This window comes from Bradyrhizobium sp. CCGE-LA001, assembly GCF_000296215.2.
Taxonomy (GTDB): Bacteria; Pseudomonadota; Alphaproteobacteria; order Rhizobiales; family Xanthobacteraceae; genus Bradyrhizobium.
The window spans coordinates 2,438,247-2,451,988 of the sequence record NZ_CP013949.1; the positions used below are offsets into that span (position 1 = coordinate 2,438,247).

The 13,742-nt window shown below is 64.2% G+C and carries 14 protein-coding genes; 7 read left to right on the top strand and 7 right to left on the bottom strand.

The genetic code is table 11. The features are described 5' to 3' along the window. Positions 1-62: 62 nt before the first annotated feature. Positions 63-1,691 (bottom strand): fatty-acid--CoA ligase, encoded by a 1,629-nt coding sequence (locus tag BCCGELA001_RS11480; protein WP_060735332.1) that lies wholly within the window; start codon positions 1,689-1,691, stop codon positions 63-65. Positions 1,692-1,756: 65 nt separating this feature from the next. Here BCCGELA001_RS11480 and BCCGELA001_RS11485 point away from each other — a divergent pair, with 65 nt between their 5' ends. Further along, complete coding sequence (locus BCCGELA001_RS11485; protein WP_060735333.1) at positions 1,757-2,848, top strand: extensin family protein; 1,092 nt, start codon at positions 1,757-1,759, stop codon at positions 2,846-2,848. A 36-nt stretch (positions 2,849-2,884) separates the two neighbouring features. Here the strand turns inward: BCCGELA001_RS11485 and BCCGELA001_RS11490 are convergent, their stop codons facing one another. After that, positions 2,885-3,574, bottom strand: coding sequence for a L,D-transpeptidase (locus BCCGELA001_RS11490; protein WP_060735334.1), 690 nt, complete (start codon positions 3,572-3,574; stop codon positions 2,885-2,887). Between the two features lie 327 nt (positions 3,575-3,901). Here BCCGELA001_RS11490 and BCCGELA001_RS11495 point away from each other — a divergent pair, with 327 nt between their 5' ends. Further along, positions 3,902-4,879 carry a magnesium transporter CorA family protein gene (locus BCCGELA001_RS11495; protein ID WP_008551347.1) on the top strand — a complete coding sequence of 326 codons (978 nt, stop codon included), beginning with the start codon at positions 3,902-3,904 and terminating at the stop codon, positions 4,877-4,879. Positions 4,880-5,414: 535 nt separating this feature from the next. Here the strand turns inward: BCCGELA001_RS11495 and BCCGELA001_RS11500 are convergent. The 3 genes from BCCGELA001_RS11500 to pdxH all read right to left on the bottom strand — a co-directional run bounded on the left by BCCGELA001_RS11500 (position 5,415) and on the right by pdxH (position 7,478). Further along, complete coding sequence (locus BCCGELA001_RS11500) at positions 5,415-5,786, bottom strand: hypothetical protein (protein ID WP_008551342.1); 372 nt, start codon at positions 5,784-5,786, stop codon at positions 5,415-5,417. A gap of 270 nt (positions 5,787-6,056) precedes the next feature. Beyond that, entirely contained in the window at positions 6,057-6,809 is a 753-nt protein-coding gene (locus BCCGELA001_RS11505; RefSeq protein WP_008551340.1) for an SDR family NAD(P)-dependent oxidoreductase, read from the bottom strand. A 27-nt stretch (positions 6,810-6,836) separates the two neighbouring features. Continuing rightward, positions 6,837-7,478: a pyridoxamine 5'-phosphate oxidase gene (pdxH, locus tag BCCGELA001_RS11510; protein ID WP_008551338.1), complete on the bottom strand. Its 642-nt coding sequence runs from the start codon at positions 7,476-7,478 to the stop codon at positions 6,837-6,839. 113 nt (positions 7,479-7,591) lie between these two features. On the opposite strand from pdxH, the gene BCCGELA001_RS11515 reads away from it, so the two are divergent. Next, positions 7,592-7,999: an RT0821/Lpp0805 family surface protein gene (locus BCCGELA001_RS11515; RefSeq protein ID WP_008551337.1), complete on the top strand. Its 408-nt coding sequence runs from the start codon at positions 7,592-7,594 to the stop codon at positions 7,997-7,999. 187 nt (positions 8,000-8,186) lie between these two features. Then, positions 8,187-9,152, top strand: coding sequence for a DnaJ C-terminal domain-containing protein (locus BCCGELA001_RS11520; protein ID WP_060735335.1), 966 nt, complete (start codon positions 8,187-8,189; stop codon positions 9,150-9,152). A 324-nt stretch (positions 9,153-9,476) separates the two neighbouring features. Here the strand turns inward: BCCGELA001_RS11520 and BCCGELA001_RS11525 are convergent, their stop codons facing one another. After that, entirely contained in the window at positions 9,477-10,247 is a 771-nt protein-coding gene (locus BCCGELA001_RS11525; protein ID WP_060735336.1) for an anti-sigma factor family protein, read from the bottom strand. Positions 10,248-10,350: 103 nt separating this feature from the next. Further along, entirely contained in the window at positions 10,351-10,839 is a 489-nt protein-coding gene (locus tag BCCGELA001_RS11530; RefSeq protein ID WP_008551322.1) for a sigma-70 family RNA polymerase sigma factor, read from the bottom strand. A gap of 170 nt (positions 10,840-11,009) precedes the next feature. Between BCCGELA001_RS11530 and fabI the strand changes: the two genes are divergently transcribed. The 3 genes from fabI to aroC all read left to right on the top strand — a co-directional run bounded on the left by fabI (position 11,010) and on the right by aroC (position 13,720). Beyond that, a complete protein-coding gene (gene fabI / locus BCCGELA001_RS11535) occupies positions 11,010-11,837 on the top strand; it encodes an enoyl-ACP reductase FabI (RefSeq protein ID WP_060735337.1) in 828 nt (275 codons plus the stop codon). Between the two features lie 12 nt (positions 11,838-11,849). Beyond that, a complete protein-coding gene (locus tag BCCGELA001_RS11540; protein WP_008567077.1) occupies positions 11,850-12,449 on the top strand; it encodes a histidine phosphatase family protein in 600 nt (199 codons plus the stop codon). A gap of 182 nt (positions 12,450-12,631) precedes the next feature. Beyond that, positions 12,632-13,720 (top strand): chorismate synthase, encoded by a 1,089-nt coding sequence (gene aroC / locus BCCGELA001_RS11545; RefSeq protein WP_060735338.1) that lies wholly within the window; start codon positions 12,632-12,634, stop codon positions 13,718-13,720. Positions 13,721-13,742: the final 22 nt, after the last annotated feature.

Genomic DNA, 13,742 nt, shown 5'->3' on the forward strand with positions numbered 1-13,742 from the left:
TCTTTGCCGCGGTCGATACGTGAATGGCTGGGTCAAGCCCCGGGCATGACGCCCGTGCCGAACTATGCCGCCGCGTTCGGGAAGCGGTAATCCTTGAACTGGTCGCGCAGCGCCGTTTTCAGGATCTTGCCGGTGGCCGTGTGCGGAATCCCATCGACGAAGGCGACGTCGTCGGGCATCCACCATTTGGCGATCTTGCCGTCCATGAACTTCAATATCTCCTCGCGCGTGGCCTGCTGGCCCTGCTTGAGCTGCACGATCAGCAGCGGCCGCTCGTCCCATTTGGGGTGGAACACGCCGATCACGGCGGCTTCCGCCACGGCGGGATGGCCGACCGCGAGGTTTTCGAGGTCGATCGAGGAAATCCACTCGCCGCCGGACTTGATCACGTCCTTGGAGCGGTCGGTGATCCGCATGTAGCCGTCCTCGTCGATGGTCGAGACGTCGCCGGTGTCGAAGAAGCCGTCCTCGTCGAGGATGTTGGCATCGACCCGGTAATAGGCCTTGGCGACGGCTGGTCCCGCGACCTTGAGCCGCCCGAAGGTTTTGCCATCCCAGGGCAGCTCCTTGCCGGCATCGTCGGTGATCTTCATCTCGACCGCGAACGGCGCATAGCCCTGCATCTGGAGCACGTCGAGCTTGGCATCGCCGGTTGCGTTCTGGAACGGCGGCTTCAGGGCCGCGACGCTGCCGATCGGGCTCATCTCGGTCATGCCCCAGGCGTGGCGGACGTTCGAGCCCATGTCGAGGAAGGCCTTGATCATCGAGCGCGGCATCGCCGAGCCGCCGCAGATCACCATCTTCAGGTCCGGCAGCTTCAGATTGTTCGCGGCCATGTGCTGGAGCAGCATCAGCCACACCGTGGGTACGCCCGCGGTATGCGTCACCTTCTCGGTCGAGAGCAGCTCGTAGACCGAGGCGCCATCGAGCTTGGCGCCGGGCATCACCAGTTTGGTGCCCTGCGAGGGCGCCGAGAACGCGATGCCCCAACTGTTGGCGTGGAACAGCGGAACCACCGGCAGCATTGTCTCGGACGCGCTGGTGCCGAGCGCGTCGACATTGTTGGCCATCAGCGCGTGCAGCACGTTGGAGCGATGCGAATAGAGCACACCCTTGGGGTCGCCCGTCGTGCCCGACGTGTAGCACATCGCCGCTGCCGTGTTCTCGTCAAAGTCCTTCCATTTGAATTTGCCGTCGGCCTGCGCAATCCAGTCCTCGTAGGCGACCGCCTGCTTCAACGTGGTCTCGGGCATATGCGCCTTGTCGGTGAGCACGACGTAGCGTTCGACGCTCGGCAGCTTGTCGGCGATCTTCTCCAGGATCGGAATGAAGGTGAGATCGGTCACCACGATGCGGTCCTGCGCATGGTTGATGATCCAGGCGATCTGTTCGGGGAAAAGGCGGGGATTGACGGTATGGCAGATGGCGCCGATCCCCATGATGCCGTACCACACCTCGAGATGGCGCCAAGTGTTCCAGGCAATCGTCGCGACACGGTCGCCGAGCTTGATGTTGTCGCGCTCCAGCATCTGCGAAACCTTGAGCGCACGCTTGTGGATCTCGGCGTAGGTGGTGCGGTGGATCGGTCCCTCGACCGAGCGCGTGACCACCTCCTGCTTGCCATGAATCCTTGCGGCATGTTCGATGATCCGGTGGCAGAGCAGGGGCCAATCTTGCATCAAACCGAGCATTCTCACGTTCCTCCGAGAAGTCGCTGGGCGCGTTGTCGCTCTCAGCGTTGGGCCAAAGAATTGTCATGAGTTTTAGCCTGCCGGACTTTCGCCGCAAATGGTCTTGTCGCGGCTATATGTCCACTGGGGCGGCAATGGTTACCGCTGCGGCGGGGCTGTTGCTGCTCGCCGAAACGGCAGAGGCGCGGAAATATCCTGCGCCGCTCGATATCTTCAATTTTGGAACACCAAAGCCGCGCGCTGCCGTTCGCGCCGCCAAAATTCCCCTTCCCAAGCCGCGCCCCGAGGAGGCCCCTAAGGCAACCTCGAAGGCATCGGAGGAGAGCCCGCCACAGGCCGCCGGCAAGCCGGCTCCCGACAAGCCGAGCGCGGACAAGCCCGCCGAGGCGGCGCCGCCGCCCGAGAAGCAGGCCTCGGCCTGCCGGCTGGCGCTGACGGAGGAGATCGCGATCGCGCCGTCCATTCCCGATATCCGCGGCCCCGGCGCCTGCGGTGGCGAGGATCTGGTGCGGCTGGAGGCCGTCGTGCTGCCGGACAAGCGCAAGGTGGCGGTCAAGCCGGCGGCCATCCTCCGCTGCACCATGGCGTCCGCCCTTGCCGATTGGGTGCGCAAGGACATGGCGCCGCTGGCGACCAGCCTCGGCTCCGCGGTGAGCGAGCTCGACAATTTCGACAGCTTCGAGTGCCGCGGCCGCAACCGTGTCGCCGGCGCGATGCTGTCCGAGCACGGCAAGGCCAATGCGATCGACATCCGCGCCATCAAGCTCGCCAACGGGCAGTCGATCGGCCTCACCGACCGGACCCTGTCGCGCGAGGTGCGCGAGCGCGTGCTGCATTCGGTGTGCGCGCGCTTCTCCACCGTGCTCGGTCCGGGCTCGGACTGGTACCACGAGGACCATATCCATCTCGATCTGGTGCAGCGGCGCAACGACTATCGGATCTGCCAGTGGAACGTCTGGGATCCCCTGCCGCAGGTCGCTCCCCTGCTGCCGGCGGAACGGCCCGAAGAGGCGCCGCCGCGCGAGGTCGCGGCCAAGCCGGAGACCAAGGAGGGTGCCGAGGACGAGACCGCGGAGAAATCCTCTCCGTCCAAGGACAAGTCGGAGCCGAAGAAGAAGGCTCAACCATCGAAGCCGGGAATAAAAAAGCGCCGGTAAAACCGGCGCTTTTGATTGTCTGAGATCAGGAGGTGATCAGTAGCTGGCCGCCTGGCCGGTCTGGCTGTTGCCGAGCGCAAGGCGCGAGTTGTAGGGCGAGTCGCCGTGCTTGGGCTCGAGCACCACGACGAGGGTGCCGACCTTGACGCGATCATAGAGATCGATCGCGTCCTCGTTGGTCAGGCGAATGCAGCCCGACGAGATCGAGGCGCCGATATATTCCGGCTGGTTGGTGCCGTGGATGCGGAACAGCGTGTCCTTGCCTCCCGAATGGAGGTACAGCGCGCGGGAGCCCATCGGGTTGTCCGGGCCGGGGGCGACATAGGTCGGCACGCCAAGGCGCGAGATTTCGCTGGGGGTAGGGTGCCAGGGCGGCCACTCGGTCTTGCTGGCCACCTTGGCGATGCCCGACCAGGCCATCGCCTCTTCACCGACGGTGATGCCGTAGCGGATCGCCTTGCCGCCATCCAGCACGTAATAAAGATAATGGTTGTCGGAATCGACCACGATCGAGCCCGGCGCTTCCTTGCGGTGGTACTGGACGATGGCGCGGCGGAACGGCTCTGCAACCGCAGTATTCTCGTACTTGACCTTGGCGAGGAGTTCCTTGTCCTTCGGCTTGAACGCCTTGGTGTCGGTCGCCTCGTAACGCGTGGTGGCCTGCATGCAGCCCGACAGCATCAGGCCGGCGGCCAGAATCCCAAATATAACTTTCAGCGACGACATGGTTTGGTTCCAATCAAAACAATACCGTGCGGAAGGCATGAGCTTACCGCCCAAGTTCCTCGACTCCGTTGATCCCATTATCGTTGAAATCTGCCACAATTCCAGCACTGAAGGCCTTGTCCTGCGCTGCGAGAGCCGACCTGTGGCTTTTCTGCCGCAAATTTTTGCGGTTTTGGGATCGCCTAGGCCGCAAACTGTCGATTCCTTGCCACAGTTGAGCCTTGCCCCCACCCAAAATACCAACGCTTCGTTAATGCTGTTGTCATCGTGAACTTGTCAGAATCGCGCTAAGGGCTGTCGTTCTGTCGCAGGATCTCTGGAGTCGTCATGTTTTCGGTATTCGTTCCCTCCGAGTCCTCGCTCAAGAAGGCCGTCATCGAGGATCTCTCCACCCTGCCGGAGAACGCGGTCTGGATCGACCTCGTCAATCCCAGTGCGGCCGAGGACAAGGCGGTGGAGCGGCTGGCCGGCATCGCCATTCCGACCCGGGAAGACATGCAGGAGATCGAGATCTCCAGCCGCCTCTACATCGAGAACGGCGCGCGCTACATGACCGCGACGCTGATGTGCCACTCCGATACCGACATGCCCAGGACCACGGCGGTGACCTTCATCCTCGGCGACCACCGCCTGGTGACGGTGCGCTACGATCTGCCCAAGCCGTTCGCTCTGGTGGAAGCCAAGCTCGCCCGCTCCTGCACGCCGGCGATCACCGGCGAGATGGTGCTGATGGAGCTCCTGGACGCCGTGATCGACCGCTGCGCCGACATCCTGGAGCGCTGCGGTTCCGAGATCGACCAGGTCAGTCACGACATCTTCGAGCCCGAGAGCGAGCGCCACGGCCATGCCAAGCAATATTCCCAGATCCTGATCTCGATCGGCCGCAAGGGCGACCTGACCTCCAAGGTTCGCGAGAGCCTGGTCTCGATCGGCCGCGTCGTCACCTTCCTGTCGGCGGTGGTCGAGGGCGTGAAATGGTCCAAGGACATGCGCGAGCAGCTCAAGACCATGCAGCGCGACGTGGCCTCGCTGACCGACCACGCCTCCTATCTCTCCAGCAAGATCACCTTCGTGCTCGACGCCATGCTCGGCGTCGTCAATCTCGAGCAGAACAACATCATCAAGCTGTTTTCGGTCATGGCCGTTGTCCTGATGCCGCCGACGCTGATTGCCTCGATCTACGGCATGAACTTCAAGGTGATGCCGGAGCTCGAATGGATCCACGGCTATCCGATGGCCCTGGTGATGATGCTGATCGCGGCGATCGTCCCGTACTGGATCTTCAAGTTCAAGAAGTGGCTGTGAATCCCCGCCGCTCTCGGAAAATAGCTACCGAGACCTTACGCTATTCGCTGAGACACGGTCGATCGTGTCGCAGAATAGAGCGGGATTGCGGCCGCGCGGTGATGCCTGCTCGCCGCCCCAATTCCTCCGGTAAAATTTGAGCGGTGGGCTGAACGTTTGCGCGAAACTTGTCTGCGATAAGCAGCGTGTTAGCCGCGAGGAACAGCCATGGTTGAAAAACACATAACGACGCCCCGCAACGTCATCGATCTGGCGCACTATCGTCAGGCGGTGACGAGCGGCAGGGCGCCGTCGTTGTCGGCGCGCATGTGCCGGCACTGTGGTGCTCCGCTGCTCGACGGCGAGAACGACGACGACTGCTCGACTGCGTTCAGCACGGCCGCTCCGCGGCCACGCGAGAGGTCGCGTCGGATTCGACTCGATTGAGGAACGGGGAGGAAGGGCAGGCGATCCAGGTCTTGCGGCGGCGTTGTCTGGATCGCCTTGCTTTCCGTCCTTCGCGACAAATCAACCCGCGCTTCACGATCTGCGCGGCCTATTCTTCGCTTGGCGAAGCTTGATAAGCTGAAATCGAAACCGTCATGCCGAACTCTGCAAGCAGTGCAATGAGTTCGCCGTCGAACGTTGCGCTTTTCATCAGAGGTCCATCCATGATGATTCCGATGTCGAGGTTGGGCGCCTCCACTTCGTCGGGGTGCTGATGCGCGTAGGCTAGGCCCTCTCTATTTTCGGCGATGAACTGCTTGATTTGTTTCATTAGCTCAGTTCGGCTCGACGCATCGGCGACATCGTAGAAAAGCTGCTCGTGCCCATCATCCGACACCTCCTTTCGATAGAAGGGAGCGGTCAGCCGCTTGGCAATGCCATCCTCAAGCGACCTGCCTACGATCTGCAAAACACACAGCATGGCTTCCCCAAATGCGTGGGATCGGAAAGCGCTTCAGCGCAATTCAATCGGCTTGCCATCGAATGCGGTCCGTCAAGGTTGGTCACCGCTCGGGATAATTTCACCGTCATTGCGAGGAGCGAAGCGACGAAGCAATCCAGAGTCGTTCCGCAGAGGAGTTCTGGATTGGTTCATCGCAAGGGCTCCTCGCGATGACGCGCGGAAGCAGCAGCCGCCTCACTCCGCTCTCGTGCCCCGGACGCAGCGCCGCGGCCGATACGAAGCATCGGATCAAACGTGCTGGCCGCCGTTGATGTGGATCTCGGCGCCGTTGACGTAGGATGAGGTGTCCGTGCACAGCACGTAGATGATCTTGGCGACCTCGTCGGGCGTGCCGAGCCGGTGCATCGGAATCTGCTGGTCGACGATCTTCTCCGTGCCCGGCGACAGGATCGAGGTGTCGATCTCGCCCGGCGCGATCGCGTTGACGCGCACGCCGACGCGGCCGAAATCGGAGGCCATCTCGCGCGTCAGTGCGGCAAGCGCGGCTTTCGACGTGGCGTAAGCGGCGCCCGCGAAAGGATGCACGCGCGAGCCCGCGATCGAGGTGACGTTCACGACCGAGCCCTTGGCCGCCTTCAACTCCTCGATCAGCCCGCGCGCGATCATGATCGGCGCGAAGAAGTTGACGTGGAAGACGTGTGTCCAGGTGTCGAGATCGGTGTCGACCGAGCCGAGCCTGGAGCCGCCCGGGCCCTTCGGCGAGATCGCGGCGTTGTTGACGAGGGCATGCAGCGTGCCGCCCTCGAGGCGATTGCGGATCTCGGTGATCGCGCGCGCGGTATCCCCGGGATTGCCAAGGTCGACCTGGATGTGGTCCTCAGGGCCTGCGTCCCACGGGCAGTCCTCCGGAAAAGGATGCCGCGAGCAGGTGATGACGCGCCAGCCGGCCGAGGAGAAACGGATCACGGTGGCATGGCCGATGCCGCGGCTGGCGCCGGTCAGCAGCAGCGTACGACGCGGCAGATTGGACGAATGCGGCATGGACATCTTTCAAATCGGCCCAAAGCTTTAAGGATACATCCGCGTCTTGGACCACGGCTGGCCGGCCGCGTCACGGCGAAATTCGATGCGGTCGTGCAGGCGGAATGGGCGGTCGTGCCAGAACTCGATGCGCGAGGGCGTGATGCGCCAGCCGCTCCAGCCCGGCGGCCGCGGTACCTCGCCGATGACGTATTTGGCCGCGACCTTGGCGATGGCCTGCTCGAAGGCGAAGCGGCTTTCCAGCGCTTCGGACTGCTTGCTCGCCCAGGCGCCGATCTGGGCCTGCTTCGGTCGCGTCGCGAAATAGGCGTCGGCCTCCGCGTCCATCACCGGCGTCACGTTGCCGCGGATGCGGACCTGACGGCGCAGCGATTTCCAGTGAAAAAGTAACGCTGCCTTAGGATTTGCGGCGAGTTCGCGGCCCTTCTGGCTGGCGATGTGGCTGTAGAAGACGAAACCCTCGGTATCGAACCCCTTCATCAGCACCATGCGCACATCAGGCAGGCCGTCGGGATCGACGGTCGCGAGCGCCATCGCGTTCGGATCGTTCGGCTCGCTCTTGATCGCCTCGTTCAGCCAGGACTCGAACAACGCAAATGGCTCGTTGGCGGCGGTGAAATCACCGGATGTTAAGGGTGTCTGGTGTTTCATCGATGTCGTGTCGGTCATGTCCGGAGTCCGAGTTGCGTCCCGCGGCCCAAAACGCGTTGCTGTCCGCTACCGCCCTATATAGGGCATGGGAACGCGTTGGCCTATCGGCGATCCGGCCGTCAGGCGTCGTCGTGACGGTGATTCTGATCGGGTTCGGTGCCGGCGGCTGCAGCTTTTCACGCAACGACGGCAGCGCCTATGCCAAGGCCGAGGACAGCGACCTGACCGGCTCGATCGCGCGGTCCGCGAAGGACGCCCCGCCGACCGAGACCGATCTCGCCTTCACCCGCAATGCCGCCTCGGACGTCCTAAGCAAGGGCGACAAGGATTCCAGCCAGCACTGGGAGAACCCGGAGACGGGGGCGCGCGGCTCGGTGACGCCGATCGCGCAGTCCTATGCCGCGGAGGACGGCCGCAAGTGCCGCGACTTCCTGGCGAGCTACGTCAACGGCAATACCGAAAGCTGGCTCCAGGGCGCCGGCTGCCAAAGCGGCCGTGGCCGTTGGGAGATTCATACGCTAAAGCCGTGGCGGAGCTGAGCATGATCCGGACCCGGAAGGCCGCGTTCGCGAAAAGTGGGAACTGGTTTTCCGCTAAGATCATGCTTGAATCATCGAGGGGCGGCGCGCGCCCCTAGTTGCAAAAATGCCACTCTCTCCCCACATGATCCAGAGGTGGGGCGGGGAGCCCTTTGAACAATTCGATATCTTGAAGGAGACGTGACGGATGCGCGACCCCTATGAGGTCTTGGGGGTGCCGCGGAGCGCCAACGCTGCCGCCATCAAGAGCGCCTATCGCAAGCTTGCCAAGAAGCACCATCCCGACAGCAACAAGGGTGACCCGAAGGCCGCCGAGCGCTTTGCCGAAATCAACTCGGCCAACGAGATCCTCGGCGACGAGGACAAGCGCAAGCAGTTCGACCGGGGCGAGATCGACGCCGAGGGCAAGCCGCGCTTCCAGGGTTTTCCGGGTGGCGGCGGTCCGCGCGGGCGCGCGGGTCCTGGCGGATTCGAGAGCTATACGTTCCGCAGCGGCGGTACCGGTGGCGGCCCGGGCGGCGGCGCGTTCGAGGACATCCTCAACAGCATGTTCGGCGGCGGGATGCGCGGCGCGCGGCCGGGTGCCGGCGGCGGCGCCCAGTTCGATTTCGACACCGGCGGGATCGGGCTCGATCTCGACGTCAACGTGGCCATGTCGGTGTCGCTGGAAGAGGCGGTCAACGGCGGCGAGAAGCGCGTCCGGCTGCCCACGGGCAAGGAGCTGAATGTCAAGATCCCGGCCGGCGTCACCGAAGGCCAGCAGATCAGGCTGCGCGGGCAAGGCGAGAGCGCGCAGGGCCATCCGCCCGGCGATCTCCTGATCACCATCAACATCGCGCCCCATCCGCACTTCAAGGTCGAGGGCTCCGATTTGCGGATCGACCTGCCGGTCACGCTTTACGAGGCGGTGCTCGGGGCCAAGGTCCGGGTGCCCACGCTCGGCAATGCCGTGGAGCTCTCGGTCCCGAAAAACACGTCCAGCGGCCGGACCTTCCGCCTGAAGGGCAAGGGCCTGCCGAAAGCCGGCGGAGCCGGGGACCTCTTCGTCGTCATCAGGATTATGCTACCGGACGGGAACGATGCCGAGCTTGAGGCATTGATGGAAAAGTGGCGGGACCAGCACCCCTACAATCCGCGTAGTGGGGTTGGTTAGGCGTGATCCAACTGAAGGGGTTCTCCCAAGAGGTCTAGAGCATCGTCCGGCAGATGATGCTCATCATATGCCAGAGGCGCGGGTGCGCTTCTCGGCCGATATGCTCGACGTGTCGGCTGTCCGGCGGGGCAGGCGATAAATAGGTGCGGCCTCGAGAGGGGGACCAGCGCGGTACCAAAAACCCCAATCGAGGCCGCCCGCGTCGATCGGCGGATCGAACGCTGCTCATTTTCGCGTGATCATCCGGTGCGATAATGAGACGCGTCGATGTCCTGATTCCAAATTTTCAATGTCGGAATCGAGGCACCGCATTCATGCGGTTGCTCAGGTGCCGTTTTTCTCCGCCTGGTCGTACACCGCCTGCGCCACCTTGGTCAGCCGATCGCGGTCGCCGCCGCCGCTGACGACGTAGCCGACCCCGCGCTCGGCCCAGAACAGCGCGCCGTCCTTGTCCGTTTTGGCATAGCGCATCTGCGTCGCCCCGCTCTCGGTCTTGGTCGCGTAGATCGTGAACCGCTCGCCCGAGGCGCCCTCATACATCAGGAACGATGCCGGCCCGTTCGGTCCGGGCAGAAGCCGGCCGCCGACGAGCTTCAACCCGCTCGCCTCCAGGTTCGGCGCGAACACGGTCCAGCCGCAGCGCCGGGTCAGCCAGGCCTGGAGGTGGTCGCGCTCGTTGCCGCCGACCTCGACGGGGTGGCGGACCTCGACGACATAGAGGCGGTGGGCGTCGAGCGCGTCCGCGGTCAAGCTCTGGAAGGTCGAGGGCGCGTTGGCGGCGCCATGCGCGACCCAGCCGGCGGTGCCGCCGGCGACGAAGGCAACCAGCACGGCCGCGGCCGCGCCATAAAACCATTGCCGGGGGCGGCGCTCCAGCCGCTCGAGCTCCAGCCGTACCGGCACCGGCTCCAGGACGACGGAATCGTAACGGGCGTGCAGCATCTCGGCCATGGCGCGCCAGGACTGCACACGCTCGGCCTCGTCGGGATTGGCGGCAAGAAAAGCCTCGACATCAGCGCGACGTTCGGCCGGCAGCTCGCCGTCGACATAGGCGTGCAGCTCGTCTTCGGTGATCGGAATGTTGCGGTCGTTCATATTGGTCGTCTCTGGCCTTGCCGCCTAAAATGTCCTTCGTAACTCGACGTCGCCCGCCCCATCGGCATGCGGGTGGACGATACGCGATGCATCGACCCTGCCATCATTTCACCCGCCTGAGCGCCGGGCGCTCGCCCTCCAGCGACGCCTTGACGTGGGCGCGGGCGCGCGCCAGGCGCGACATCACGGTGCCGATCGGCACGCCCTGGATGTCGGCGACCTCGCGATAGCTCATGCCCTCCAGCATTACGAGCAGCAGCACCGACCGCTGCTCCTCGACGAGCGTGGCCAGCGCCTTCTCGATGTCGCGGCCTTCGGCCTCGGTCCCGCTGGCATCCGGATTGTTGTCCGTGAGCGGCATGAATTGCGGCCGCCTCGCCAGCGATCGCCGCCTGTTCTTGTTGAGGTTGGTCAGGATCGTATACAGCCAGCTCCTGACGTCGCCTCCGAGGAACAGGCGCTCCGAACGCAGCGCGCGCACCAACGTATCCTGCACCAGATCGTCGGCCGCATCCGCATCGCGCGTGAGCGCGCGAGCGTAGCGGCGCAACGCCGGGATCATGGCTTCCACACTCTGGCGAAACGCATTCATTGCGGTCATGACGTCCGGGTGTTCGGGGCAAGCGCCTCAACGATCATAACACCCGAATGGAACGGCTATTCCGGCGCTCGAAACAGCGTTAACGCCACGTATTAGGACTGTACCGCGAAGGAGGGCTGGTGTACCTCCAGACCTCAACCCGCGCGATGGGACATCGAAAAATGGCGCAGAATTCAGGTCTAATGCAAGGATTGATGCACGGCAAGCGAGGCGTGATCCTCGGCGTTGCCAACAACCGCTCGATCGCCTGGGGCATCGCCAAGGCATGCCACGCGGCTGGCGCCGAACTCGCCTTCACCTATCAGGGCGATGCGCTCAAGAAGCGCGTCGAGCCGCTCGCCGCGGAGATCGGCGGGCTCGTGCTCGGCCATTGCGATGTCACGGACGCTGCATCCATCGATGCCGCCTTCGCGGTGCTGAAGGAGAAGTGGGGCAAGATCGACTTCCTGGTGCACGCGATCGCCTATGGCGAGCAGCTCGATGGCCGCTACGTCGACACCACGCAGGAGAATTTCTCCAAGTCGATGCTGATCTCCTGCTATTCGTTCACTGCGGTGGCGCAGCGCGCGGAGAAGCTGATGACGGACGGCGGCTCGCTCATCACGCTCAGCTATTACGGCGCCGAGAAATGGATGCCGCATTACAACGTGATGGGCGTGGCGAAGGCCGCGCTGGAGGCCAGCGTGCGCTATCTCGCCGCCGATCTCGGCGAGAAGAACATCCGCGTCAACGCGATCTCGGCAGGTCCGATCAAGACGCTCGCCGCGTCCGGCATCGGCGATTTCCGTTACATCCTGAAATGGAACGAGGCCAACGCGCCGATGCGGCGCAACGTCTCGACCGAGGACGTCGGCGGCAGCGCGCTGTATTTGCTCTCCGATCTGTCGCGCGGCGTGACCGGCGAGGTGCACCACGTCGATTCCGGCTATCACGTGCTCGGCATGAAGCGCCCGGACGCGCCTGATATCTCGTTTGGCGGGAAGGACTAGCCTTTAGCTCGAATGTCCGTGCCCACGATCTACTTCCTTCGCCATGGCGAGACCGAGTGGAACGCGCTCGGACGGCTCCAGGGCACACAGGACGTCCCCCTGAACGCAAAGGGCCGCGGCCAGGCGGTGCACGCGGCTGATGTTCTCGCCGATCTGTTCAGGCGCGAGGGCAAGGACAAGGCGGCGGTGCCATACGTGGCAAGCCCGCTCGGGCGAGCGCGCCAGACCATGGAACTCGTGCGCGGCAAGCTCGAACTGCCGCCTGCCGACTATTCGCTCGACGACCGCCTGCGGGAGATCGGCTATGGCACCTGGGAAGGGCTGACACTGGCCGAAAGCGAGGCCTTTGATCCCCATGTCTATGCAAGCCGCCTCGCCGACAAATGGACGGTCGCGCCGGCCGGCGGCGAGACCTATGCCGCCGTGCAGCTGCGGATGCTCGACTGGTACGAGTCGCTCCTGGTCGACACCGTCGCGGTGGCCCATGGCGGCACCTGCCGGGCCCTGATGGTGGCTTTGGGCATCGAGACCCCCGCCAGCGCGGCTGAGCTCTATATCGAGCAGGGCGCCGTCTACGTGTTTCGGGATGGGGGCCTGGAGAAATATAGCTAGGGGCAGCGGCGCCTCCTCCGCCGTCATGCCTGGGCTTGTCCCGGGCATCCACGGACTTCCTTGGTTGCGGCACCCAAGAACGTGGATGGCCGGGACAGGCCCGGCCATGACGAACTCCGCAGGCATTTGACCCCCCATCGAGAGCGCGTTACCACTCGCCGGAACCTCACCAGCGAGCAGCGATGTCCTTCAACACTTTCGGCCACATGTTCCGCGTCACCACCTTCGGCGAGAGCCATGGGGTGGCGATCGGCTGCGTGGTCGACGGCTGTCCGCCGATGATTCCGCTCACCGAGGCCGACATCCAGCGGGACCTCGACCGCCGCCGGCCCGGGCAGTCGCGCTTTACCACCCAGCGCCAGGAGCCGGATCAGGTGAAGATCCTGTCCGGCGTGATGGCGCATCCGGAGACCGGCGTGCAGGTGACGACGGGCACGCCGATCGGGCTCTTGATCGAGAACACCGACCAGCGCTCGAAGGACTATTCGGAAATCAAGGACAAGTTTCGTCCTGGTCATGCCGACTTCACCTATGAAGCGAAGTACGGCCTGCGCGACTATCGCGGCGGCGGGCGTTCCTCCGCGCGCGAGACGGCGATGCGCGTCGCTGCCGGCGCGATCGCGCGCAAGGTGCTGCCCGACGTCAAGGTGCGCGGCGCGCTGGTGCAGATCGGTCCGCACAAGATCGATCGCGCGAAGTGGGACTGGGACGAGATCGCGAAAAACCCGTTCTTCTGCCCCGACAAGGACAAGGCCGCGTTTTTCGAAACCTATCTCGACGGCATCCGCAAGAGCGGCTCCTCGATCGGCGCGGTGATCGAAGTCGTCGCCGAGGGCGTGCCGGCGGGCCTGGGCGCGCCGATCTACGCCAAGCTGGATTCCGATCTCGCGGGCGCGATGATGACCATCAACGCGGTGAAGGGCGTCGAGATCGGTGCCGGTTTTGGCGCGGCAGAACTGACTGGTGAGGAGAACGCCGACGAGATGCGCACCGGCAATGACGGCACGCGCTTCCGGTCCAACCATGCCGGCGGCGTGCTGGGCGGCATCTCTACCGGACAGCCGGTGGTGGTGCGCTTCGCCGTGAAGCCGACCTCGTCGATCCTGCAGCCGCGGCTCACCGTCGATCGCAGCGGCGCCGACACCGAGATCTTCACCAAGGGTCGCCACGACCCCTGCGTCGGCATCCGCGCCGTCCCCGTCGGCGAGGCCATGATGGCCTGCGTGCTCGCCGATCACTTCCTGCGCGATCGCGGGCAGGTGGGGCGGTAACGCATGATCCGGAAAGATGTGA